The 21,572-nt window shown below is 40.6% G+C and carries 32 protein-coding genes; all 32 read right to left on the reverse strand.

From position 1 onward, the window contains the following. Positions 1 to 10: 10 nt before the first annotated feature. A complete protein-coding gene (locus AC58DT_RS08740; protein WP_062622456.1) occupies positions 11 to 1,414 on the reverse strand; it encodes a peptide MFS transporter in 1,404 nt (467 codons plus the stop codon). A gap of 28 nt (positions 1,415 to 1,442) precedes the next feature. Next, complete coding sequence (locus AC58DT_RS08745; RefSeq protein ID WP_497216492.1) at positions 1,443 to 3,623, reverse strand: S9 family peptidase; 2,181 nt, start codon at positions 3,621 to 3,623, stop codon at positions 1,443 to 1,445. 176 nt (positions 3,624 to 3,799) lie between these two features. Continuing rightward, complete coding sequence (locus tag AC58DT_RS08750) at positions 3,800 to 4,714, reverse strand: dimethylarginine dimethylaminohydrolase family protein (RefSeq protein ID WP_497216493.1); 915 nt, start codon at positions 4,712 to 4,714, stop codon at positions 3,800 to 3,802. Positions 4,715 to 4,777: 63 nt separating this feature from the next. Next, positions 4,778 to 6,064: a citrate synthase gene (locus AC58DT_RS08755; protein WP_497216494.1), complete on the reverse strand. Its 1,287-nt coding sequence runs from the start codon at positions 6,062 to 6,064 to the stop codon at positions 4,778 to 4,780. Between the two features lie 181 nt (positions 6,065 to 6,245). Next, positions 6,246 to 7,532, reverse strand: a complete 1,287-nt coding sequence (gene eno, locus AC58DT_RS08760) for a phosphopyruvate hydratase (RefSeq protein ID WP_497216495.1) — start codon at positions 7,530 to 7,532, stop codon at positions 6,246 to 6,248. Positions 7,533 to 7,613: 81 nt separating this feature from the next. Next, a complete protein-coding gene (carA, locus tag AC58DT_RS08765) occupies positions 7,614 to 8,735 on the reverse strand; it encodes a glutamine-hydrolyzing carbamoyl-phosphate synthase small subunit (RefSeq protein WP_497216496.1) in 1,122 nt (373 codons plus the stop codon). A gap of 166 nt (positions 8,736 to 8,901) precedes the next feature. Continuing rightward, complete coding sequence (gene rplQ, locus AC58DT_RS08770; RefSeq protein ID WP_045079260.1) at positions 8,902 to 9,402, reverse strand: 50S ribosomal protein L17; 501 nt, start codon at positions 9,400 to 9,402, stop codon at positions 8,902 to 8,904. Positions 9,403 to 9,553: 151 nt separating this feature from the next. Then, positions 9,554 to 10,546, reverse strand: a complete 993-nt coding sequence (locus AC58DT_RS08775) for a DNA-directed RNA polymerase subunit alpha (protein WP_202335261.1) — start codon at positions 10,544 to 10,546, stop codon at positions 9,554 to 9,556. 94 nt (positions 10,547 to 10,640) lie between these two features. Beyond that, complete coding sequence (gene rpsD, locus AC58DT_RS08780; RefSeq protein ID WP_497216497.1) at positions 10,641 to 11,246, reverse strand: 30S ribosomal protein S4; 606 nt, start codon at positions 11,244 to 11,246, stop codon at positions 10,641 to 10,643. 170 nt (positions 11,247 to 11,416) lie between these two features. Continuing rightward, positions 11,417 to 11,818 (reverse strand): 30S ribosomal protein S11, encoded by a 402-nt coding sequence (gene rpsK / locus AC58DT_RS08785; protein ID WP_068763108.1) that lies wholly within the window; start codon positions 11,816 to 11,818, stop codon positions 11,417 to 11,419. An 11-nt stretch (positions 11,819 to 11,829) separates the two neighbouring features. Further along, positions 11,830 to 12,204 (reverse strand): 30S ribosomal protein S13, encoded by a 375-nt coding sequence (gene rpsM, locus AC58DT_RS08790; protein ID WP_026452614.1) that lies wholly within the window; start codon positions 12,202 to 12,204, stop codon positions 11,830 to 11,832. A 3-nt stretch (positions 12,205 to 12,207) separates the two neighbouring features. Continuing rightward, on the reverse strand, positions 12,208 to 12,324 hold the full coding sequence (gene ykgO / locus AC58DT_RS08795) for a type B 50S ribosomal protein L36 (RefSeq protein WP_009779203.1): 117 nt from the start codon (positions 12,322 to 12,324) through the stop codon (positions 12,208 to 12,210). Positions 12,325 to 12,371: 47 nt separating this feature from the next. Next, a complete protein-coding gene (gene infA, locus AC58DT_RS08800) occupies positions 12,372 to 12,587 on the reverse strand; it encodes a translation initiation factor IF-1 (protein WP_026452613.1) in 216 nt (71 codons plus the stop codon). Positions 12,588 to 12,589: 2 nt separating this feature from the next. Continuing rightward, complete coding sequence (gene secY, locus AC58DT_RS08805) at positions 12,590 to 13,933, reverse strand: preprotein translocase subunit SecY (RefSeq protein WP_497216498.1); 1,344 nt, start codon at positions 13,931 to 13,933, stop codon at positions 12,590 to 12,592. Positions 13,934 to 13,945: 12 nt separating this feature from the next. Further along, entirely contained in the window at positions 13,946 to 14,398 is a 453-nt protein-coding gene (gene rplO, locus AC58DT_RS08810; RefSeq protein ID WP_202335257.1) for a 50S ribosomal protein L15, read from the reverse strand. A 14-nt stretch (positions 14,399 to 14,412) separates the two neighbouring features. Further along, the gene (gene rpmD / locus AC58DT_RS08815) at positions 14,413 to 14,592 is read right to left on the reverse strand and encodes a 50S ribosomal protein L30 (protein WP_045079254.1); all 180 of its coding nucleotides are present in this window, start codon (positions 14,590 to 14,592) and stop codon (positions 14,413 to 14,415) included. 11 nt (positions 14,593 to 14,603) lie between these two features. Further along, positions 14,604 to 15,128 (reverse strand): 30S ribosomal protein S5, encoded by a 525-nt coding sequence (gene rpsE / locus AC58DT_RS08820; protein WP_497216499.1) that lies wholly within the window; start codon positions 15,126 to 15,128, stop codon positions 14,604 to 14,606. Positions 15,129 to 15,136: 8 nt separating this feature from the next. Further along, positions 15,137 to 15,493, reverse strand: coding sequence for a 50S ribosomal protein L18 (gene rplR / locus AC58DT_RS08825; protein ID WP_068763103.1), 357 nt, complete (start codon positions 15,491 to 15,493; stop codon positions 15,137 to 15,139). An 11-nt stretch (positions 15,494 to 15,504) separates the two neighbouring features. Then, positions 15,505 to 16,050, reverse strand: a complete 546-nt coding sequence (gene rplF, locus AC58DT_RS08830; protein WP_497216500.1) for a 50S ribosomal protein L6 — start codon at positions 16,048 to 16,050, stop codon at positions 15,505 to 15,507. Positions 16,051 to 16,065: 15 nt separating this feature from the next. Next, positions 16,066 to 16,464 (reverse strand): 30S ribosomal protein S8, encoded by a 399-nt coding sequence (gene rpsH, locus AC58DT_RS08835; RefSeq protein ID WP_062622467.1) that lies wholly within the window; start codon positions 16,462 to 16,464, stop codon positions 16,066 to 16,068. 84 nt (positions 16,465 to 16,548) lie between these two features. Beyond that, on the reverse strand, positions 16,549 to 16,818 hold the full coding sequence (gene rpsN, locus AC58DT_RS08840) for a 30S ribosomal protein S14 (protein ID WP_497216501.1): 270 nt from the start codon (positions 16,816 to 16,818) through the stop codon (positions 16,549 to 16,551). Between the two features lie 3 nt (positions 16,819 to 16,821). Next, positions 16,822 to 17,373: a 50S ribosomal protein L5 gene (rplE, locus tag AC58DT_RS08845; protein ID WP_497216502.1), complete on the reverse strand. Its 552-nt coding sequence runs from the start codon at positions 17,371 to 17,373 to the stop codon at positions 16,822 to 16,824. Positions 17,374 to 17,375: 2 nt separating this feature from the next. Beyond that, positions 17,376 to 17,690, reverse strand: coding sequence for a 50S ribosomal protein L24 (rplX, locus tag AC58DT_RS08850; protein WP_045079358.1), 315 nt, complete (start codon positions 17,688 to 17,690; stop codon positions 17,376 to 17,378). A 13-nt stretch (positions 17,691 to 17,703) separates the two neighbouring features. After that, positions 17,704 to 18,072, reverse strand: coding sequence for a 50S ribosomal protein L14 (gene rplN / locus AC58DT_RS08855; protein ID WP_045079247.1), 369 nt, complete (start codon positions 18,070 to 18,072; stop codon positions 17,704 to 17,706). Between the two features lie 2 nt (positions 18,073 to 18,074). Beyond that, the gene (gene rpsQ, locus AC58DT_RS08860; RefSeq protein WP_497216503.1) at positions 18,075 to 18,338 is read right to left on the reverse strand and encodes a 30S ribosomal protein S17; all 264 of its coding nucleotides are present in this window, start codon (positions 18,336 to 18,338) and stop codon (positions 18,075 to 18,077) included. Between the two features lie 15 nt (positions 18,339 to 18,353). Then, positions 18,354 to 18,545, reverse strand: a complete 192-nt coding sequence (gene rpmC / locus AC58DT_RS08865; protein WP_202335251.1) for a 50S ribosomal protein L29 — start codon at positions 18,543 to 18,545, stop codon at positions 18,354 to 18,356. Positions 18,546 to 18,556: 11 nt separating this feature from the next. Continuing rightward, the gene (gene rplP, locus AC58DT_RS08870) at positions 18,557 to 18,976 is read right to left on the reverse strand and encodes a 50S ribosomal protein L16 (protein ID WP_154191847.1); all 420 of its coding nucleotides are present in this window, start codon (positions 18,974 to 18,976) and stop codon (positions 18,557 to 18,559) included. An 18-nt stretch (positions 18,977 to 18,994) separates the two neighbouring features. Further along, positions 18,995 to 19,723, reverse strand: coding sequence for a 30S ribosomal protein S3 (gene rpsC / locus AC58DT_RS08875; protein WP_062622471.1), 729 nt, complete (start codon positions 19,721 to 19,723; stop codon positions 18,995 to 18,997). A gap of 4 nt (positions 19,724 to 19,727) precedes the next feature. Then, the gene (gene rplV / locus AC58DT_RS08880; protein ID WP_497216504.1) at positions 19,728 to 20,138 is read right to left on the reverse strand and encodes a 50S ribosomal protein L22; all 411 of its coding nucleotides are present in this window, start codon (positions 20,136 to 20,138) and stop codon (positions 19,728 to 19,730) included. Positions 20,139 to 20,144: 6 nt separating this feature from the next. Then, on the reverse strand, positions 20,145 to 20,423 hold the full coding sequence (gene rpsS, locus AC58DT_RS08885) for a 30S ribosomal protein S19 (RefSeq protein WP_062622473.1): 279 nt from the start codon (positions 20,421 to 20,423) through the stop codon (positions 20,145 to 20,147). Between the two features lie 3 nt (positions 20,424 to 20,426). Next, positions 20,427 to 21,251: a 50S ribosomal protein L2 gene (gene rplB, locus AC58DT_RS08890; protein ID WP_045079240.1), complete on the reverse strand. Its 825-nt coding sequence runs from the start codon at positions 21,249 to 21,251 to the stop codon at positions 20,427 to 20,429. 26 nt (positions 21,252 to 21,277) lie between these two features. Further along, positions 21,278 to 21,568 (reverse strand): 50S ribosomal protein L23, encoded by a 291-nt coding sequence (gene rplW, locus AC58DT_RS08895; RefSeq protein ID WP_045079239.1) that lies wholly within the window; start codon positions 21,566 to 21,568, stop codon positions 21,278 to 21,280. Between the last annotated feature and the right edge of the window lie 4 nt (positions 21,569 to 21,572).

Below are 21,572 nucleotides of genomic sequence, written 5' to 3' on the forward strand. Positions count from 1 at the left end.
TTCTGAAAAATTAGTGAGGCTTGTTGATATCTGGATCTGCAAGTTCAAAAGGCTCGTTGTCGTGAAGTTCACGCTCATTATCCTCAGCACCATGCGTAAGTTTTTCCAGTTTCTTTCTTATCAATAAAACCAATAATCCAAAGGCAACACAGAACACTGCAATTCCCGTAAATACAGTATATTCACCTAAATTAGAGGCTGATTCTCCTAAAAGTCCGGCTACTTTATTTCCAAAACCAGTCATCGCAAAGTATACCCCCATCATTAAAGAAGCATATTTTAGTGGTGCCAATTTCGTAATATATGAAAGCGCAACTGGCGACAAACATAATTCTCCTACGGTATGAAACAAATAAGCCAGTACCAACCAGTACATAGCTGATGCACCATCACTGTTAAACTGTGCAGCGGCTGCGGTCATAAAGAAGAAACCCATTCCCATAATTATCAAGCCCAGACACATTTTGAAAAGTGAAGTGGAAACTTTTCCTTTTAGTTTTCTCTTTGCCCAATATGCAGCAACTGTTGTACCCAAAATAATAATAAACATAGCATTAAGCGATTGAAACCATGAAGCTGGCACTTCCCAGCCCATCAACATTCTATCGGTTTTTTCAGAAGCGTAAATATTCATTAAACCCCCAGCTTGTTCAAAGGCTCCCCAAAAAACTATAACCAGTATAAAAGAGATGAACAGCACAACCATTCTGTCCTTTTCAACTTTAGAAAGCGGTCTTTTCATTGCCGCTTTTTCTTCAGGATCAATAGATTTGTTGGTATTATTTCCAACATATTTTAAATGTTTCTGACCCACTAAATATTGAAGTAATCCCAAAGCCATACCTATAGCAGCAAGTCCGAAACCGTAGTGCCAGCCATAAACTTCACCTACATACCCCACAATTAAGCTGGATAGAAAAGCGCCTATATTAATACCAATATAAAAAATAGTGAAACCCTTATCTCTTCTAATGTCACCAGTTTTATACAAACCACCAACCATAGTTGAAATATTTGGCTTTAACATCCCCACACCCGCTATAATCAAGCCAAGACCACTGTAGAATGCCCACATTTCTTCTATGGAAAGAACGCCATGTCCTGCTACCAAAAGAATACCACCTACAAGTACGGATTGCTTCTGCCCCATAAATTTATCGGCAATCCATCCTCCTGGAATGGAAGCAACGTAAACAAGCATGGTATAAGTTCCGTATAATGAAAGTGCTTCGGCGTTTGTCCACCCTAATCCTGGATTATCGCTGGTTGCCTCTGCAACCAAATAAAGTACCAAAATGGCGCGCATTCCGTAATAGGAGAAACGTTCCCACATTTCGGTAAAGAACAAGATATAAAGACCTACTGGATGGCCAAATAATTCCTTTTGCTTTTGATATTGAAGAGCTTCTGACATAAGATTAATTATTAGTTAGTGTTGATTTTTATAAGTTGTTTTTGATGTAATTGGTCATTAAAGTATAAAGATGCAATCGTGTATTGCCACCGTAAATACCGTGGTTTTTATCGGGATATATACGCCAATCGAATTGCTTATTGGCCTGCACTAAGGCTTCTATCAAACGCATACTGTTTTGAACGTGTACGTTGTCATCAGCACTACCATGTACCAACAGGAATTTTCCTTTCAAACCCTCAACATGCGACAATGGAGAATTTTCATCATAACCCGAAGCGTTTTCCTGCGGGGTTTGCATATAGCGCTCTGTATAGATACTATCATAAAATCGCCAGCTGGTTACCGGGGCTACTGCAATGGCCACCTCAAAAGTGTCCGGCGCCTGAAACAACGCGTTTGATGACATAAAGCCACCATAGCTCCAACCCCAAATTCCCGTACGCGAGGCATCGATATATGGAAGTTCACCCAACTTTTTAGCGACCGCTATTTGGTCTTCCACTTCGTATTTCCCCAATTCCTTTTGGGTCATTTTTTTGAAATCCCTTCCCTTAAATCCTGTGCCGCGACCGTCCACGCAGGCAATGATAATATCTTGCTCATTGGCTAGCATTTCGTGCCAATAATCATTTGTTCCCATCCAACTGTTTGATACATTCTGGGAGCCGGGACCGGAATATTGATATAAAAACAAAGGATACTGCTTGTTTTCATCAAAATTCAGAGGTTTTATCATATACATATTCAAATTTTCACCATTGATGTTTATGGTTGAAAACTCTTTAGGTGAAATTTTATAGGAAGACAAACGCTCCTTCAAATCATTATTATTTTTTATTTCACGAAGCAGTTTGCCAGTCTTAGCCTCGCGAAGCGTGAACACATAGGGTGTTGTTGCGTCTGAAAATGTATTTATAAAATAGGTATAATCTGCGCTGAAGTCGGCATCGTTGGTTCCTGTTTGCTGTGTTAGGCGGACTTTGTTTTTGCCAGAAGGAAGTATGGAGTACACATCGCGATTGATGCTTCCGTTTTCGGTACTTTGGTAATACACGCGGCCCGTGTTCTGATCAAAACCGTAATAGGCAGTTACTTCCCAAGCGCCCTTTGTTACTTGGTTTAGTAGTTTACCATCTTTATCGTATTGGTAAATGTGGTTCCAACCGTCCCTTTCACTGGTCCAGAAAAAACTATTGTTGTTCAAAAAGGTTAGATTGTCTGTAACATCTACGTAGGCATCATCTTTTTCGGCCAAAATTAGTTTTGAAGTGTTGTTGGAAACATCTACAAAAACCAAATCAATCACATTCTGGTGGCGGTTGGTAAGCTGCACACTCAGCAGTTTATTATCTTGTGTCCACAATAAACGCGGAATGTAGTAGCTATTATATTGCGAAAGGTTTACTTCAGAAGTATTGCCGTTCCCAAGATCATATATATGTAGTGAAACCTTGGAATTTGCCTCTCCCGCCTTTGGATATTTAAAAGTATCTGCTGAAGGATAGAGTTCGTTACCGTAAAGATCCATATTGAATTGCGGCACCTCGGTTTCGTCAAATTTTATATAGGCTAACCTGTCACCATCCTTACTCCACTCAAAAGCCCGCACAAAGGCGAATTCTTCCTCATAAACCCAATCGGTAATCCCGTTTATGATACTGTTTTTCTTACCGTCATCGGTAATCTGTTTGGTTTCTCCAGTTTTCAAATCTTTTACGTAAAGATTGTTTTGATATCCGTAAGCTACTTTACTGCCGTCATTGCTGAAGGTGGGCTCCTGAATTTTATTGGTAGAAACCAAACTGAACTCTTTAGAAGCAATATCATAAACATAATAAGTACCAAGTGATGAACGTCGGTAAATTTGCTGCAACTCTGTAGTAAAAAGAATTTTTGACTCGTCTTTGCTAAACTCGTAGGATATCACGTAGTTTATGCCTTTTAAATCTGCACTGTTCAACAGGGTTCGTACTTTTTCGCCGCTTTTGTAGTCATAAACATCAACAGTAGAAGCTTTGTTTTGTCGGTCATAATTGAGCACCGCATATTCCTTTCCGTTGTTCATGGAGTGAAGGGCATCCAGACCTTGGGTTCTGTAGGCACCACCCCAAATTTCTTCGAGGCTTATGTTTTTTTGCTGTGCGGTAAGTGCAGTAATAGCTGTTAAAAACAGCAATAAAAAAGGTAGGGAGTGTAATCTTTTCAAAGTGTTAAAATTTTGTAACGCCAAGTTTACTAATTTTTTGCGAAAGAGGGGGCGGTTTTTTTGTTAAATAAGGCGTTGTAACAAATATTAATAGCAATAACAATTAGTTACAACAACTTACAAATTGTATACTTTTGATAAATAAAAACAACTAATAAAGAACAAGAAATTTTCTATTAATCGCGAACCAAAGGCATGGTTGTACATCGAAGCAATCCTTCCTGTTTTGATATTTCAGCATACGGCACCTCTTCCACAGTAAAACCTTGTTCGCGCAGCCACGAATTCAATCGGGTAAAGTTTTTTTCTGAAATCACCACATCGGGCGAGATACTGAAGATGTTGCTGTTCATATCATACATCTCGCGCTTGGTAATATGGAAGCAATTTTCCTTTCCGAAGAAATCAACAAGCCAATTATATTCCTCCTCAATCAAAAAACCTTCCTTATGGATAATCGCCTTCCCGCGTCCCAAGGGCTGAAAACAGCAATCCAGGTGCAGTGCGTTTTCATCGGCCACGGTGTTGCTCTTTCTTAGGTTAAAGGATTTCACCTTTTTATGCGGAAATAGTTTCTGCAGGTGTTTTACGGCGTTCAGATTTGTGCGGGCAGTAATGTAATTCGGGTAATCTTCGCCATAATAGGCGCCTACAAAAATATAGTCACCCCAGGGCATAACATCGCCGCCCTCTATATGGGCATTTTCGGGAAATTCAATAATCTTTGAAGGATCAATCTGGTTGATTACGTGCTCAATGGCCTCAATTTCCATAGAACGGTCCTCCAGAATGTTTGCGATAATGAATTTATCTTCAATCACAAAGGCAATGTCGCGCGAAAATATCTGGTTATAGTCCTTAATGGAATGGGGGCGATACACCTTTACATCGTACTTTTTGAAAACTTCGGCTACGGCCTCCATTTCCTTTACCATGTCTTCATCTTTGGGGTACGTCCCGGCCTTTATATGCTCCGCAGATTTGGGATCGTAGGCATCTTCCAGCTTTGGCACGGGGCCATTGCTATCTGCGCGGCCCAGCACTACGGCGCGCAGTCTTGATATTTCGTCATTGATGTGTAGGTTGATCATATAGCAAATATAGAAAAAGCACCTCATAATGGAAGTGCTTTTAAAGGTATTAAAAATAAGTCTTTATCGTTTCTCGATCGGTACAAAGGAGCGCAGGTTCTCTCCCACATAAATCTGTCTTGGGCGACCAATAGGCTCTTTTTGTAACCTCATTTCTCTCCACTGCGCTATCCAGCCCGGCAAGCGCCCTAGCGCAAACATAGGGGTGAACATTTCTACCGGAATGCCCAAGGCACGGTAAATAATGCCCGAATAGAAATCTACGTTCGGATATAATTTTCTTTCAACAAAGTATGGGTCTTCAAGGGCTTCTTTTTCCAAAGCCTTGGCAATGCTCAGCACGTCATCTTCTATCCCTAGACTGTCCAAAACATCATCGGCAGCTTTTTTAATGATCTTGGCACGGGGGTCGAAGTTCTTGTACACCCTATGGCCAAAGCCCATCAAACGGAATGGATCATTTTTATCCTTTGCCTTTGCCATAAATTTTTTGGTGTCGCCACCATCTGCCTTAATGGCCTCCAACATTTCAATAACCGCTTGGTTTGCTCCGCCGTGGAGTGGCCCCCAAAGGGCAGCAATACCGGCAGAAATAGAAACAAACAGACCTGCGTGCGAGGAGCCCACAATACGTACGGTGGAAGTGGAACAATTTTGCTCGTGATCTGCGTGCAATATCAAAAGCTTGTTCAAGGCCTCAACAACCAGTGGGTTTGATGTGTATTCACCACTTGGTTTTTTGAACATCATTTTTACGAAATTTTCCACATATCTTAAATTGTCGTCCCCATAATCGAGTGGAAGACCCAAGCGTTTTCTATATGTCCAGGCTGTAAGGACGGGAAATTTCGCCAAAATCTTTACGATGGCCTTATACATATCCTCCTCACTATCCACATTTACCGAGGAAGGATTGAAAGCAACCAAAGCAGAGGTTAACGATGAAAGTACGCCCATTGGGTGAGCAGATTTCGGAAAACCGTCCAAGATGCGCTTCACATCCTCATCTACGTGCGATTGTGATTTTATATCATTGTGAAATTTCTCTAGCTGTTCTTCGGTGGGCAATTCACCAAAAATCAATAAATAACAAACCTCTAGAAAGCGCGCCTTTTCCGCCAACTCCTCAATGGAATATCCTCTATAACGAAGAATTCCCTTTTCGCCATCCAAAAAAGTAATTGCACTTTCGCAGGAACCGGTATTCTTATACCCGGGATCCAGTGTAACCACGCCGTCGGTATCTGTGCGAAGGCTCTTTATATCTATTCCTAATTCATTTTCAGTTCCCTCTACAATGGGAAACTCGTATTTTTTACCATCTATCTCTAGGGTCGCCATCTTTGCCATAAAATATCGTGTGTTTTTTTAATTTATTCAGAAACGCTAAAGTACAAAATCTATGTTTAATTTTTTAACATTTCCAACTAATCTTAGGTTAAAATATCCTTAAATCATCGGCAGTACGGCCTATTTCCTAAAAATAAAAAAACCCCGCTAGTTGCGAGGTTTTTCTAAGCTTGTACTACGTTTAAATTTTGAACGCATTTTGTTGCGGAAAATAGGCAACTTCGCCCAATTGCTCTTCAATTCGCAGCAATTGATTGTACTTTGCCATTCTATCACTTCGCGAAGCGGAACCCGTTTTTATCTGGCCACAGTTTAAGGCGACCGCTAAATCGGCAATGGTGTTGTCCTCGGTTTCGCCGCTTCGGTGGCTCATTACGGAAGTATAACCAGCGTTGTGCGCCATATTTACGGCAGCGATGGTTTCGGTGAGTGTTCCTATTTGGTTCACTTTTATAAGAATGGAATTGGCTATTTTTTCTGAAATACCTTTTGAAAGCCTTTCCACATTTGTTACAAACAAATCGTCACCCACCAATTGCACTTTATCGCCAATTTTTTCGGTCAGGTATTTCCAGCCTTCCCAATCGTTTTCGTCCATGCCATCCTCGATTGAAATGATGGGATATTTTTTACACAATTCAGCCAAATAATCGGCCTGTTCCTTTGAAGTGCGTACTTTTCCCTTTTCGCCTTCAAATTTTGTGTAATCGTATTTCTTCTTCACATAAAATTCTGCGGCGGCGCAATCCAGGGCAATCATTACATCATCGCCCAATTTGTAACCAGCTTTTTTGGTTGCTTTCGCAATAGTATCCAAAGCATCCTCCGTTCCATCCAAAGTTGGGGCAAAACCGCCTTCGTCGCCAACCGCCGTACTTAATCCGCGGTCGTGCAATACCTTTTTAAGGTTGTGAAAAATTTCGGAACCCATTTGCATGGCATGGGTAAAATTTTTCGCCTTTACGGGCATCACCATAAACTCCTGAAATGCGATGGGCGCATCGCTGTGTGAACCACCGTTTATAATGTTCATCATAGGCACGGGAAGCGTTTTGGCACTCACCCCGCCCACGTAGCGGTACAACGGCATTCCCAATTCGGCAGCGGCGGCCTTTGCAGCAGCCAAGGAAACACCGAGAATGGTATTGGCACCGAGTTTTGATTTATTCTTCGTGCCGTCCAAATCAATCATAGTTTTATCGATCAACTCCTGTTCAAAAACAGAAATGCCCAAAAGAGTTCCGGCAATTTTGCCGTGAACGTTTTCAACGGCTTTCATAACTCCTTTGCCCATATACGCTTTTCCGCCATCACGAAGCTCCACGGCTTCGTGCTCGCCCGTCGAAGCTCCCGAAGGAACGGCGGCGCGGCCCATAAAACCGTTTTCTGTAATTACGTCCACTTCGATTGTTGGGTTTCCTCTGGAATCAAAAATTTGTCTGGCGTTGATGTCGATGATGATGCTCATTGGTAAAAGTTAATAGTTATTGGTTAATAGTTAATTGTAAAGACCCCAAAGGTTTCAAAAACCTTTGGGGTCTGGAAATTTTTAAGCGGTTTGTAGTTTATGTTTTTCAATACTTTCGATGAATTCATCAAAAAGATACGAAGCGTCATGCGGTCCGGGGCTTGCCTCGGGGTGATATTGCACTGAGAAAGCAGGTTTGTTTTTCAATCGAATTCCAGCAGCCGTGTGATCGTTCAGATGTTCGTGCGTAATTTCAATATTGGAATTTGCCTCAGCCTCTTCCCTATTTATTGCAAAACCGTGATTTTGAGAAGTGATTTCTCCTTTACCACTAATCAAATTCATTACAGGGTGGTTTATTCCGCGGTGGCCGTTGTGCATTTTATAGGTAGAAATTCCGTTTGCCAAAGCCAACATTTGGTGCCCAAGACAGATACCGAACATTGGCACTTCTTTATCCAAAATTGTTTTCACAACTTCTATGGCACTATGAAGTGGCTCAGGATCGCCGGGGCCGTTAGATATAAAGTAACCATCGGGACTAAAAGCTTCCATTTCTGAAAAAGAGGCGTTGTATGGAAATACTTTTATGTAACAGTCCCTTTCAGCAAGATTGCGAAGTATGTTTTTCTTTATTCCCAGATCCAAGGCAGACACTTTATATTTTGCGTTTTCATGTCCGAAGAAATAAGGTTCTTTTGTAGAAACTTTTGAAGCTAGCTCCAAACCGTTCATGTCGGGTACAGCTGCCAACTGCTTTTTCAATCCATCAATATTGTCAACTTCCGTAGAAATAACGGCGTTCATAGCGCCATTATCGCGAATGTAACTTACAAGAGCGCGGGTGTCCACATCACTTATTGCCAATAAGTTATTTCTGTTTAAGAATTCTTCCAAGGAGTCATCTGCCGCGGGACGCGAATAATGGTAGCTGAAATTGCGCACCACCAGACCTGCAATTTTTATTCCTTCAGATTCTACTTCTTCCCTATTTGTTCCGTAATTCCCAATGTGGGCGTTTGTGGCGACCATTATCTGTCCAAAATAGGAAGGGTCTGTAAAAATCTCTTGATACCCGGTCATTCCGGTGTTGAAACAAACTTCGCCAAAGGCAGAGCCTTCTTTACCACCAACTGCTTTTCCGTAGAAAATGGTTCCGTCTGCCAATAAAATAAGTGCTTTTTTTCGTGTTTGGTATTTCATGCTATTATTTCTGTGGATACTATTGAATCTGTGGTTTCTTATGTTTTAAATGTTGTGTTTCAAACTTCTAAATTTCCAATTCGTAAAATCTTTGCAAAAATAGTATAAAAAAAAGGGATAAACGAAAACGCTTATCCCTTTGTTATTTATTGAATTGGAATTCATTCTATTCCTCTTCCTTTTTAGCTTCTTTCTCGGCTTTTGCTGGTGCGGCTTTCGCAGCAGGGGCAGCAGCGGCTGAAGATCCGCTTCCACGACGACTTCTACGTGTAGATTTCTTCTTGGTAGCTTTGCCGGCATTGTAAAGTTCGTTGAAATCAACAAGCTCTATCATTGCCATATCAGCGTTATCACCTAGACGGTTACCCAATTTAATGATTCGGGTGTATCCTCCCGGACGGTCACCAACTTTTGGCGCAACAGTTCTGAAAAGTTCTGCAACCGCATCTTTTTGACGCAATTTTGCAAATACCAAACGACGGTTGTGCGTGGTGTCTTCTTTAGACTTTGTTACCAATGGTTCAACGAACTGCTTCAGCGCTTTTGCTTTTGCAACAGTAGTGTTGATGCGTTTGTGCTCCACAAGTGAGCAAGCCATATTGGCCAACATGGAGTGTCTGTGGGCGGTTTTTCTACCTAAGTGATTTATTTTTTTTCCGTGTCTCATGACGTTTTTGTTATCATCATCTTGCTACAAGATCCGTTCTTCGGAGAGCAAATTATGATGGGTTATTGATTAACGATTGTCGATTGATGATTGTTGATTTCAGATTTAAAACTTCAGCAATCTGAAATCAAAAATCTGAAATCGTTAATCACTAGTCTTTATCTAACTTATATTTTGCAAGATCCATCCCGAAGTTTAGGCCTTTCACGTTTACAAGCTCTTCAAGCTCTGTAAGCGATTTTTTACCGAAATTACGGAACTTCATCAAGTCATTTTTGTTGTAAGATACTAGGTCGCCCAAAGTATCAACCTCTGCAGCTTTCAAACAGTTTAGCGCACGAACCGAAAGATCCATATCTACCAATTTTGTTTTAAGCAACTGACGCATGTGAAGGGACTCTTCATCATAAGTTTCAGTTTGTGCAATTTCATCTGCCTCCAAAGTAATACGCTCATCGCTGAACAACATAAAGTGGTGGATCAAAGTTTTTGCAGCTTCGGTCAAAGCATCTTTTGGGTGAATTGATCCGTCTGTTACGATTTCGAAAACCAATTTCTCGTAATCGGTTTTTTGCTCTACACGGAAGTTTTCAATGCTGTACTTCACATTTTTTATAGGAGTGTAGATAGAATCTGTAAAGATGGTGCCCAAAGGAGCATTTGCTTTTTTGTTCTCTTCAGCTGGAACGTAACCGCGACCTTTTTCGATAGTGATTTCGAAATTAAGGTTCACTTTTTTATCCATATTACAAAGAACCAATTCTGGGTTCAATACTTGGAAACCTGAAATGAATTTTTGGAAATCACCTGCCTTCAACTGCTCGTTGCCAGAAACGGAAATAGTAACGGTTTCGTTGTCTATCTCGTCAATCTGTCTTTTGAAACGAACTTGTTTAAGGTTCAAAATAATTTCGGTAACATCTTCCACTACTCCTGCGATGGTAGAAAATTCGTGATCCACGCCTTCGATGCGAACCGAAGTTATGGCGAATCCTTCCAATGAGGAAAGCAAAACGCGTCTTAATGCGTTACCAACGGTAAGTCCGTAACCTGGTTCCAAAGGACGAAACTCAAATTTCCCTTCGAAATCGGTAGAGTTTACCATTATAACTTTATCAGGCTTCTGAAAACTAAATACTGCCATTTTTTTCTTCGTTTTAATTGTTATTTAGTTGCGCGGTTTAAAAGTTTGAAGAACACTATAAACCCTTTGGCCAAATACCAATATGATTATTTTATTATTTAGAATATAATTCGACGATAAACTGCTCGTTGATGTTTTCTGGGATTTGGATACGCTCAGGTACGGAAACGAAAGTTCCTTCCTTTTTGTCGTTGTTCCAAGTAATCCACTCGTAAACATGATTTGCATTTGCCAACGAATCGTTGATTGCGCTAAGAGATTTTGACTTCTCTCTAACGGCTACTACATCTCCAGGCTTTAACTGGTATGATGGAATGTTTACTTTTTCACCGTTAACGGTAATGTGACGGTGAGACACCAATTGTCTAGCACCAGAGCGACTTGGGGAAATCCCCATACGGTAGACTACATTGTCTAAACGTGATTCAGCCAATTGAAGCAATACTTGACCTGTAATTCCAGGAGCTGCAGTTGCTTTTTTGAACATATTTCTGAATTGACGCTCCAAAATACCGTAGGTATATTTCGCTTTTTGCTTTTCAGCAAGTTGGATTGCATATTCAGATTTTTTTCCACGGCGACGTGCGTTCCCGTGTTGCCCAGGAGGGTAGTTTCTTTTTTCGAAAGACTTATCGTCTCCGAAGATTGCTTCCCCGAACTTACGGGCGATTTTAGTTTTTGGACCAGTATATCTTGCCATTTCTAATTTAAGGTTATGAAGAAAAACTAAATTAAGGTCTTACGTTAATCCTTTAGTTTTTGGTTCCTTCAGATTGATATTTGTTATTAATTATTGTTTATTATTATTTTTTATTTTTTTCTAAATAAAAATAGAAAATGAATTGCCCGAAGGCAATTCAATAAAAAATATTATACTCTTCTTCTTTTAGGAGGACGGCATCCGTTGTGCGGCATTGGGGTAACGTCGATGATTTCGGTTACTTCAATTCCAGCATTGTGGATAGAACGTATTGCAGATTCTCTACCGTTTCCTGGCCCTTTTACGTAAACTTTTACTTTGCGCAAACCGGCGTCGTGTGCAACTTTTGCGCAATCTTCTGATGCTAACTGAGCTGCATAAGGAGTGTTTTTCTTAGATCCACGGAAGCCCATTTTACCGGCTGAGGACCAAGAGATAACATCTCCGTTCTTATTTGTCAACGAAACGATAATGTTGTTGAAAGAAGCATTGATATGCGCCTCTCCAGTTGATTCAACATTAACCTTGCGTTTTTTAACTGTTTTTGTAGTTTTTTGACTTGTCTTTGCCATAACGTTAGGTTTTATTTAGTTGCTTTTTTCTTGTTAGCAACAGTTTTACGTTTTCCTTTTCTTGTACGAGAGTTATTCTTAGTACGTTGTCCTCTTAATGGAAGACCCGATCTGTGACGAATACCTCTGTAACAACCAATATCCATTAAGCGTTTTATGCTTAATTGAACTTCACTACGTAATTCACCTTCGATTTTGAAAGACCCTACAGCGTCACGAATAGCCCCGATTTCATCATCGTTCCATTCACTTACTTTTTTGTCTTCGTCAACTCCGGCTTTGTTCAGAATATCTTGTGCACGGCTCTTACCGATACCGAAGATATACGTTAACGCGATTACACCCCTTTTGTGCTTCGGGATATCTACACCTGCGATTCTTGCCATAACTTATCCTTGTCTTTGTTTGAACTTTGGGTTCTTTTTGTTAATTACATATAATCTGCCCTTTCTGCGAACAATCTTGCAGTCGGCACTTCTCTTCTTTACGGATGCTCTTACTTTCATCTCTTTTTTATTTATTTATTATTCAATGAACCGTGAGGTCCGTTGTATTAATATCTGTATGTTATTCTTGCTTTCGTTAAATCGTACGGGCTCATTTCCAGTTTCACTTTATCACCTGGCAATAATTTTATATAGTGCATTCGCATTTTACCAGAAATATGTGCGGTTACAATGTGACCGTTTTCCAGTTCCACACGGAACATTGCGTTTGATAGTGCTTCCACTATACTTCCATCTTGTTCTATTGCGCTTTGTTTTGCCATAATTATGCTACTGCTTTTCTATTTTTGCCGCTTTTCATCAAACCATCGTAATGGCGGTTCAATAAGTACGAGTTTACTTGTTGCATGGTATCGATAGCTACACCTACCATAATTAGGAGTGATGTACCACCGTAGAATAATGCCCAACCTTGCTGTATGCCCATCAACTTAACTACGAAGGCGGGGAAAATCGCGATCAGCGCTAAAAAGATAGAACCTGGTAAGGTTATTTGAGACATAATTCGATCTAAATATTCAGCGGTTTGTGAACCTGGTTTAATTCCAGGAATGAAACCTCCACTACGTTTAAGGTCGTCAGCCATTTTATTGGTTGGAACCGTAATAGCAGTATAGAAATATGTGAATATAATAATCAACACTGCGAATACCAAGTTGTACCAAAATCCAAAGATATCACTGAACGTTGCTTGGATGCTTTGTGAAAAATCACTTTCAGAAAGACTAGCTACCGCAGAGGGCACAAACATAATTGCCTGGGCAAAAATGATTGGCATTACCCCAGAAGCGTTCAACTTCAATGGAATAAATTGTCGAGCTCCAAAAATATTCTTTTCGAAACCACCAGTTGCGGTTCTTCTTGCATATTGTACTGGAATCTTTCGCACAGCCATCACTAACATTACAGATAGCAATATGATAACAAACCAGATAACTAATTCAATAAGAATCATAATCAGTCCACCATTTGACTCCATTACTCTGGAAACAAATTCCTGAGCGAATGCCTGTGGAAGATTAGCAATAATACCAACCATAATTAATATAGAGATACCATTTCCAATACCTTTATCAGTAATCTTTTCACCCAGCCACATTGCAAATATTGTTCCTGTTACTAAAATTATAACAGATGAAACATAGAACATTAAGCTCTGACCCATCACAAAAGCTTCTGCCGGAACTCCCATAGCAGGAAGACCTGCAAGGTAACTTGGTGCCTGAACCAAACAGATACCGATGGTTAACCAACGGGTAATCTGATTAATTTTTTTACGACCACTTTCTCCCTCTTTCTGCAATTTTTGAAGGTATGGCACAGCAATTTGCATCAACTGTACAACAATAGAGGCAGAAATGTAAGGCATGATACCCAATGCAAAAACAGAAGCGTTGGCAAAAGCCCCTCCCGTAAATGCGTTTAGCAATCCGCCGATACCGCCTGAATCAAACTTACCTGCAAATTGAGCAAGCATATCTGCATCAATGCCCGGAAGTACTACCTGTGCACCAAAACGGTACACCAATAGCATTCCCAAGGTTAGAATGATGCGGTTACGCAACTCTTCTATTTTCCAAACATTTTTTAAGGTTTCGATAAATTTCATCCTTAGCTGTTGTTACAATGTTACTACTTCACCTCCGGCAGCTTCAATAGCTTCCTTTGCCGAGGCAGTGAACTTGTGTGCAGATACTTTTAGTTTTGCCTTAATCTCTCCTCTTCCTAAAATCTTAACCATTTCATTCTTTCCGGCAAGACCCAACCCTACTAGGGTTTCAAAGTCAACGGCATCATTTATTTTCTTGTCGTCAACCAACTGCTGAAGAGTATCTATATTGATTCCCTTATATTCTTTACGGTTGATGTTTGTAAAACCAAACTTAGGAACACGACGCTGTAGGGGCATCTGTCCACCTTCAAATCCAATTTTCTTGGAATAACCTGAACGTGATTTTGCTCCTTTGTGTCCGCGGGTGGCAGTACCACCTTTACCGGAACCTTGTCCGCGACCTACTCGCTTGCCTTTGTTTTTCGCCGATCCTGCGGCGGGTTGTAAGTTACTTAAATCCATTTTTTCGTGTTTCCTTATTTGGTTTCAACAGAAACCAAGTGATTAACTTTATTGATCATACCAAGAATGTTTGGCGTATCTTCATGCTCAACCGTTTGGTTCATCTTGTGAAGCCCTAACGATTCCATGATTCTCTTTTGGTTTTTTGGGCGCTTTATAACGCTCTTTACCTTTGTTACTTTAATTTTTGCCATCGCTCTGATATTTATCCTTTGAATACTTTTTCAAGTGAAATTCCTCTTTGGTCAGCTACAGTTTGTGCACTTCGCATTTGCAAAAGAGCGTCAAAAGTTGCCTTTACCACGTTGTGTGGGTTAGAAGATCCCTGTGATTTTGACAATACATCGTGAACCCCTACTGCTTCCAATACGGCACGTACGGCACCACCAGCAATTACTCCGGTACCAGGCGCAGCTGGAAGAAGGTTAACACGGGCTCCGCCGTATTTTCCTTTTTGTTCGTGTGGAAGTGTCACTTTGTTAAGTGGAATGCGAACCAAGTTTTTCTTGGCATCCTCAATAGCTTTTGCTATCGCGCTTGCTACATCCTTGGATTTCCCAAGACCGTGGCCTACCACTCCTTTTTCGTCTCCAACAACTACAATAGCTGAAAATCCAAAGGCACGACCACCTTTGGTCACCTTGGTTACACGTTGTACACCTACCAAACGGTCTTTCAATTCAAGACCTCCTGGCTTTACTAATTCTGCGTTTTTATAATCTTGATACATAATGCTACTTAGAATTTAAGGCCACCTTCGCGTGCACCTTCAGCTAATGATTTTACTCTTCCGTGGTATAGGTAACCGCCTCTGTCAAAAGCGATGGTTTCAACACCTGCTTTAACAGCTTTTTCTGCGATTGCTTTTCCTACCAATTTTGCAGCTTCAACTTTGTTTACTTTTGAAGCGTCAATGTCTTTATCTCTTGAAGATGCAGCGGTAATGGTCTTTCCATTTACATCGTCAATAATTTGAGCGTATATTTCTTTATTGCTGCGGAAAACAGCCAAACGTGGGCGACTTTCGGTCCCCTCAACCGTTTTTCTGATTCGCATGCGCAAGCGCTCTCTTCTTTCGTACTTTGATAATGCCATAACTCTATTTGTTATGCAGATTTACCTGCTTTTCTTCTTAATTGTTCACCAACAAACTTGATACCTTTTCCTTTGTAAGGTTCTGGCTTACGGAAGCCGCGGATTTTTGCCGCTACTTGTCCTACCAATTGTTTGTCGTGAGACGTTAATTTTACGATTGGGTTTTTACCTTTATCAGATACTGTTTCCACTTTTACCTCCGGAGCGATGTCCAAAACGATATTGTGTGAAAATCCTAAAGCCAAATCCAATTTTTGTCCTTGGTTGCTGGCGCGGTAACCCACACCTACCAATTCAAGTTCCTTGGTCCATCCGTTGCTCACACCTTCAATCATGTTATTGATCAATGATCTGTAAAGACCGTGCTTTGCAGTGTGGTCTTTAGAATCTGAAGGGCGCTCAACCAATACGTTTCCGTCCTCTACTTTTACGGTTAGATCAGAATCAAATTCCTGAGTTAACTCGCCTAATTTTCCTTTTACGGTAATTACGTTGTCTTTTACATCAACTGTAACTCCTTGTGGGATTACTACCGGGTTTTTACCTATTCTTGACATTTCTTTGTCTATTTTTTAGTAAACGTAACACAATACTTCACCACCAACATTTTGTGCTTTTGCTTGTTTGCCAGTCATAACTCCAGAAGAAGTTGAAACAATGGCAATACCAAGACCATTAAGCACGCGAGGAAGTTCTGATGAACCTGCATATTTACGTAAACCTGGTTTACTGATTCTTTGAATTTTCTTGATTACCGATTCTTTGGTAAGCTTGTCGTATTTCAACGCAATTTTGATGGTTCCCTGTGCGGTACTGTCATCAAACTTGTAGCTTAGAATGTAACCTTGGTCAAAAAGGATTTTTGTAATCTCCTTTTTAAGATTTGATGCTGGAATCTCTACTACGCGATGCCCAGCTTTTACAGCATTTCTAATCCTTGTTAGATAATCTGAAATTGGATCTGTATTCATTTATTTGAATTTGCGGATGTGGTTTTCAGACTATTCTGAACCTTCAACCAGTTTATACTTTTTCTTTTAAACAAAAATCTGTTCTTACCAAGATGCTTTGCGCACACCTGGAATTAACCCTGAATTTGCCATTTCACGGAACAATACACGTGAAATTCCAAAAGTTCTCATATACCCTCTTGGTCTTCCAGTAAGTTTGCAACGATTGTGCAAACGAACTGGTGAGGCATTTTTTGGTAGTTTTTGTAAACCTTCCCAATCGCCAGCTTCTTTTAAAGCTTTACGCTTGGCGGCATATTTAGCTACCATTTTTTGTCTCTTAACCTCGCGGGCTTTCATTGATTCTTTAGCCATCTCTTAGTTCTTTTTAAAGGGTAATCCCAATTCTTGTAATAATGATTTCGCTTCTTTATCGGTGTTGGCCGAAGTGATGAACGTAATGTTCATTCCTTCAATTTTCTTCACTTTATCGATGTCGATTTCTGGGAAGATAATTTGCTCGGTGATTCCCAAAGAGTAATTCCCTCTTCCGTCAAAACCGGTTGCTTTAATTCCGTTAAAGTCACGTACCCTAGGCAAGGCCGAGGTTACCAATCTATCCAAAAACTCGTACATACGCTCTCCACGCAACGTAACCTTCACACCAATTGGCATGCCTTTACGAAGTTTGAAGTTAGCAACGTCTTTTTTGGACATAGTAGCTACTGCTTTTTGCCCGGTTATCTTTGTAAACTCATCAACCGAATAGTCAATAAGTTTCTTGTCAGCTACTGCCGCACCCACTCCACGGGAAACAACAATACGCTCCAATTTTGGTACCTGCATGACGTTTTTGTAACCAAATTCGTCAGTAAGTGCATTGATCACTTTGCTTTTGTACTCTTCCTTAAGTCTTGGTGTATATGCCATAACTATATTGCTTGATTCGATTGTTTTGAAAATCGTACTTTTTTACCATTCTCCATTTTGTAACCAACACGTGTGGCTTTTCCAGATTTTGGATCAACCAATGAAAGGTTTGAAATATGGATAGGAGCTTCTTTTTTTGCAATTCCACCTTGTGGGTTCTTCGCACTGGGTTTCTCATGTTTTGAAACCATGTTCACTCCTTCTACGATTGCTTTGTTTTTGTCAAGGAATATTTTCATTACTTTACCTTCAGAACCTTTGTGGTCTCCGGCAGTAACTACTACTGTATCGCCTGATTTTATTTTAAGCTTTGTCATCTTAGTTTTCATATTAAAGCACCTCTGGTGCCAATGATACTATTTTCATAAATTGCTTGTCGCGAAGCTCTCTTGCTACCGGGCCAAAAACACGTGTTCCTCTCATTTCACCCTGTGGGTTCAAAAGTACACAAGCGTTATCATCGAAACGGATGTAAGAACCATCAGGTCTTCTTATTTCCTTCACGGTACGTACTACAACTGCTGTAGAAACTGCTCCTTTCTTAATGTTTCCATTTGGTGTAGCTTCTTTTACAGAAACTACAATTTTATCACCAATAGAAGCATACCTTCTTTTTGTTCCGCCCAATACACGGATGCAAAGCACTTCTTTGGCTCCGGTATTATCTGCGACTTTGAGTCTTGATTCTTGTTGTAACATAATTACTTCGCTCTTTCAATTATTTCTACTAATCTCCAACATTTGGTTTTACTCAAAGGTCTTGTTTCCATGATCTTTACGGTATCACCTTCGTTGCAGTTGTTTGTCTCGTCGTGCGCTACGTATTTTTTCGTTTTTAACACGAACTTTCCGTACATCGGGTGTTTTACTTTTTTAACCTCGCTAACAACAATGGATTTATCCATTTTATTGCTGGTTACTACCCCTATACGTTCTTTTCTTAAGTTTCTTTTAATTTCTTCCATCTTTCAGCTGTACAATTATTGCACTTCTCTATTAGTTAGTTCAGTCGCTATTCTTGCTATCACCCTTCTCTGGGATCTTAGTTGAATTGGATTTTCCAACGGTGAAATGGTATGAGCCATTTTAAGGTCTGAATAAGCCTTTCTAGATTCAGCGTATGCTTCCTGAAGTTCTGCCGTTGATGCTTTCTTAATTTCTGATTGTTTCATCTTTCAAAAAATTATGCTTGGAAATCCCGAGACATTACAAATTTAGTTTTTACCGGAAGCTTTTGTGCTGCAAGGCGCAATGCTTCTTTTGCTGTTTCAACTGGAACACCGGATACTTCAAAAAGCATTCTTCCTGGTTTAACCACAGCAGCATAATATTCTACGGCACCTTTACCCTTACCCATACGTACTTCAAGAGGTTTTTTGGTAATTGGCTTATCTGGAAAAATCATGATCCAAATAGAACCTTCCCTTTTCATAAAACGGGTAGCGGCGATACGTGCAGCTTCAATTTGTCTTGCTGTAAGAAATTCTGATTCCAACGATTTTATACCGAAGGTTCCGTATGCTAGCTGGTTGCCACGTTCGGCATTGCCCTTCATACGGCCTTTCATTTGTTTACGGTACTTTGTTCTTTTAGGTTGTAACATTTTTTTCTATTTAAAAAATTACTTTCTGCGACGTGCTTTATTGCCACCGCGTCCTGCTGGAGCACCTTTACCACCACTCTTTTTGCCAGTCGATAGACCAACTAATGGGGAAAGTTCCCGCTTTCCATATACTTCGCCTTTCATAATCCATACTTTAACACCCAATCTACCGTAGGTAGTGTGTGCCTCAACTAAAGCGTAGTCAATATCGGCTCTAAAAGTTGATAATGGGATACGACCTTCTTTGTACGATTCTGAACGTGCCATTTCAGCGCCGTTCAAACGTCCCGAGATTTGCACCTTAATACCTTCAGCGTTCATTCGCATTGTTGCCGCGATTGCCATTTTTATGGCACGACGGTATGAAATACGGCTTTCAATCTGGCGCGCGATGCTCGCAGCTACCAAATATGCATCAAGCTCAGGTCTTTTGATCTCGTGGATGTTGATCTGTACCTCTTTATCTGTAATTTTCTTAAGCTCTTCTTTTAGCTTGTCTACTTCCTGGCCACCTTTACCGATAATGATACCGGGACGGGCAGTGGTTATAGTAACGGTTACAAGCTTAAGCGTACGCTCAATAATTACTCTACTCACACTAGCTTTACTTAAACGTGCGTGAACATATTTTCTAATCTTGTCGTCTTCGGCTAGTTTATCGCCGTAGTCGTTGCCTCCGTACCAGTTGGATTCCCAACCTCTAATGATACCTAAGCGATTCCCGATTGGATTTGTCTTCTGTCCCATTTAATTATTTGCTTTGTGTGTTATCGTTTGCTGCCAATACCAGTGTTACGTGGTTGGAGCGTTTTCTAATTCTGTGTGCGCGGCCTTGTGGTGCTGGGCGAAGTCTCTTCAACATCGTTCCACCGTCCACACGGATTTCCTTAACAAAAAGATCTGCATCTTCAATTGAAGCATCTTCGTTCTTTTGTTGCCAGTTATTGATGGCAGACAAAAGTAGTTTCTCCAATTTGCGTGAAGATTCTTTTGAACTGAACTTCAAAATGTTAAGTGCTTTGTCTATTTTCTCACCTCTTACCAAATCTGCCATTAAACGCATTTTTCTTGGTGAAGTGGGGCAATTGTTCAATTTAGCCATGTAAGTAGTCTTCTTGGCTTCCTTGATTGCTTCTGCTCTTTCTCTTTTACGAACTCCCATGGCCTATTATTTTTTACCTTTGTTTTTAGCACCTGCGTGACCACGGAATGATCTTGTAGGTGAAAATTCTCCTAGTTTATGCCCAACCATGTTTTCTGTAACATACACAGGAACAAATTGGCGCCCGTTGTGTACAGCGATGGTTTGACCAACAAAATCTGGAGTAATCATAGAAGCACGTGACCAAGTTTTGATAACGGTCTTCTTATTGTCCTCAACGTTTTGTTGAACTTTCTTGTCTAGTTTATAATGAACGAACGGTCCTTTTTTTAACGATCTTGCCATAACTTATTTCTTTCTTCGTTCTAAGATATATTTATTACTTGCTTTCGTTTTAGTACGGGTTCTGTAACCTTTAGCAGGGATACCTTTTCTAGAACGTGGATGACCTCCTGAAGCGCGGCCCTCACCACCACCCATTGGGTGATCTACTGGGTTCATCACTACTGGTCTTGTACGTGGTCTTCTACCCAACCATCTGCTTCTACCGGCTTTACCTGAAACCAATAATTGGTGGTCACTGTTTGAAACGGCACCAATGGTAGCCATACAGTTTACCAAAATCAATCTAGTTTCACCTGAAGGAAGTTTTACGGTAGCGTATTTTCCATCACGAGCCATAAGCTGTGCGAAAGCACCAGCACTACGAGCCATAATAGCTCCTTGACCGGGACGAAGCTCGATACAAGAAATAATAGTACCTAATGGAATAGCTGAAAGTGGCATTGCGTTTCCAATCTCTGGAGCTACTGCTTCACCGGAAAGGATATTCTGCCCAACTTGTAGTCCGTTCTGTGCAATCACATATCGCTTTTCACCATCTTGATAGTTCAAAAGTGCGATAAACGCAGTACGGTTTGGATCGTATTGAATACTGGCAACGGTAGCAGGGATTCCCGCTTTGTCGCGTTTAAAATCGATAATTCGATATTTCTTCTTATGACCACCACCTATGTAGCGCATGGTCATTTTTCCTTGACTGTTTCTACCACCAGATCTTTTGTTCGGAGCAAGTAACGACTTCTCCGGCTTATCGGTTGTAATGGCGTCAAAACCATTTACAACCCTAAAACGCTGACCTGGGGTGATTGGTTTTAATTTTCTTACTGACATTTGTGTCTGATTAAATCTAAGTTGCCTTAGATGTTACTGTAAAAATCTATTGTATCACCTTCCGCCACCTGTACGATTGCTTTTTTGTAAGCGTTCGTTTTACCAGTTTGGACACCTGTTTTTGTATAACGGGTCTTCCTATCAGGGCGGACATTCATTGTGCGAACTTTTTCAACAGAAACTCCGTAAGCAGCCTCAACCGCTTTCTTGATTTCTACCTTATTCGCCTTTGGGTTCACTACAAAGCCAAAAACGTTTTTGTCTTCAGCATCTTTGGTAGCTTTTTCCGTAATTATAGGTTTAATTAAGATGTTCATCTTG

The sequence above is a fragment of the Aequorivita sp. CRS11 genome (genome assembly GCF_059693805.1).

What these genes read in the sequence shown, in the direction of transcription:
- infA (WP_026452613.1), bottom strand. Translation starts at nt 12,587, where the DNA reads ATGGCAAAACAAAGCGCAATAGAACAAGATGGAAGTATAGTGGAAGCA.
- rplX (WP_045079358.1), bottom strand. Translation starts at nt 17,690, where the DNA reads ATGACAAAGCTTAAAATAAAATCAGGCGATACAGTAGTAGTTACTGCC.
- rpsK (WP_068763108.1), bottom strand. Translation starts at nt 11,818, where the DNA reads ATGGCAAAGACAAGTCAAAAAACTACAAAAACAGTTAAAAAACGCAAG.
- AC58DT_RS08775 (WP_202335261.1), bottom strand. Translation starts at nt 10,546, where the DNA reads ATGGCAGTATTTAGTTTTCAGAAGCCTGATAAAGTTATAATGGTAAAC.
- rpsM (WP_026452614.1), bottom strand. Translation starts at nt 12,204, where the DNA reads ATGGCAAGAATCGCAGGTGTAGATATCCCGAAGCACAAAAGGGGTGTA.
- rplQ (WP_045079260.1), bottom strand. Translation starts at nt 9,402, where the DNA reads ATGAGACACGGAAAAAAAATAAATCACTTAGGTAGAAAAACCGCCCAC.
- AC58DT_RS08750 (WP_497216493.1), bottom strand. Translation starts at nt 4,714, where the DNA reads ATGATCAACCTACACATCAATGACGAAATATCAAGACTGCGCGCCGTA.
- carA (WP_497216496.1), bottom strand. Translation starts at nt 8,735, where the DNA reads ATGAAATACCAAACACGAAAAAAAGCACTTATTTTATTGGCAGACGGA.
- rplV (WP_497216504.1), bottom strand. Translation starts at nt 20,138, where the DNA reads ATGGGAGTTCGTAAAAGAGAAAGAGCAGAAGCAATCAAGGAAGCCAAG.
- rplE (WP_497216502.1), bottom strand. Translation starts at nt 17,373, where the DNA reads ATGGCATATACACCAAGACTTAAGGAAGAGTACAAAAGCAAAGTGATC.
- rplR (WP_068763103.1), bottom strand. Translation starts at nt 15,493, where the DNA reads ATGGCATTATCAAAGTACGAAAGAAGAGAGCGCTTGCGCATGCGAATC.
- eno (WP_497216495.1), bottom strand. Translation starts at nt 7,532, where the DNA reads ATGAGCATCATCATCGACATCAACGCCAGACAAATTTTTGATTCCAGA.
- rpsQ (WP_497216503.1), bottom strand. Translation starts at nt 18,338, where the DNA reads ATGGAAGAAATTAAAAGAAACTTAAGAAAAGAACGTATAGGGGTAGTA.
- rpsE (WP_497216499.1), bottom strand. Translation starts at nt 15,128, where the DNA reads ATGTATCAAGATTATAAAAACGCAGAATTAGTAAAGCCAGGAGGTCTT.
- rpsS (WP_062622473.1), bottom strand. Translation starts at nt 20,423, where the DNA reads ATGGCAAGATCGTTAAAAAAAGGACCGTTCGTTCATTATAAACTAGAC.
- rpsN (WP_497216501.1), bottom strand. Translation starts at nt 16,818, where the DNA reads ATGGCTAAAGAATCAATGAAAGCCCGCGAGGTTAAGAGACAAAAAATG.
- ykgO (WP_009779203.1), bottom strand. Translation starts at nt 12,324, where the DNA reads ATGAAAGTAAGAGCATCCGTAAAGAAGAGAAGTGCCGACTGCAAGATT.
- rplN (WP_045079247.1), bottom strand. Translation starts at nt 18,072, where the DNA reads ATGTTACAACAAGAATCAAGACTCAAAGTCGCAGATAATACCGGAGCC.
- AC58DT_RS08755 (WP_497216494.1), bottom strand. Translation starts at nt 6,064, where the DNA reads ATGGCAAAGATGGCGACCCTAGAGATAGATGGTAAAAAATACGAGTTT.
- rpsC (WP_062622471.1), bottom strand. Translation starts at nt 19,723, where the DNA reads ATGGGACAGAAGACAAATCCAATCGGGAATCGCTTAGGTATCATTAGA.
- rpmC (WP_202335251.1), bottom strand. Translation starts at nt 18,545, where the DNA reads ATGAAACAATCAGAAATTAAGAAAGCATCAACGGCAGAACTTCAGGAA.
- rpsH (WP_062622467.1), bottom strand. Translation starts at nt 16,464, where the DNA reads ATGAATACAGATCCAATTTCAGATTATCTAACAAGGATTAGAAATGCT.
- rplO (WP_202335257.1), bottom strand. Translation starts at nt 14,398, where the DNA reads ATGGATTTAAGTAACTTACAACCCGCCGCAGGATCGGCGAAAAACAAA.
- secY (WP_497216498.1), bottom strand. Translation starts at nt 13,933, where the DNA reads ATGAAATTTATCGAAACCTTAAAAAATGTTTGGAAAATAGAAGAGTTG.
- rplB (WP_045079240.1), bottom strand. Translation starts at nt 21,251, where the DNA reads ATGTCAGTAAGAAAATTAAAACCAATCACCCCAGGTCAGCGTTTTAGG.
- rpsD (WP_497216497.1), bottom strand. Translation starts at nt 11,246, where the DNA reads ATGGCAAGATATACTGGTCCAAAAACTAAAATCGCCCGTAAGTTCGGG.
- rplP (WP_154191847.1), bottom strand. Translation starts at nt 18,976, where the DNA reads ATGTTACAACCTAAAAGAACAAAGTACCGTAAACAAATGAAAGGCCGT.
- rplW (WP_045079239.1), bottom strand. Translation starts at nt 21,568, where the DNA reads ATGAACATCTTAATTAAACCTATAATTACGGAAAAAGCTACCAAAGAT.
- AC58DT_RS08740 (WP_062622456.1), bottom strand. Translation starts at nt 1,414, where the DNA reads ATGTCAGAAGCTCTTCAATATCAAAAGCAAAAGGAATTATTTGGCCAT.
- rplF (WP_497216500.1), bottom strand. Translation starts at nt 16,050, where the DNA reads ATGTCAAGAATAGGTAAAAACCCGGTAGTAATCCCACAAGGAGTTACA.
- rpmD (WP_045079254.1), bottom strand. Translation starts at nt 14,592, where the DNA reads ATGGCAAAAATTAAAGTAACAAAGGTAAAGAGCGTTATAAAGCGCCCA.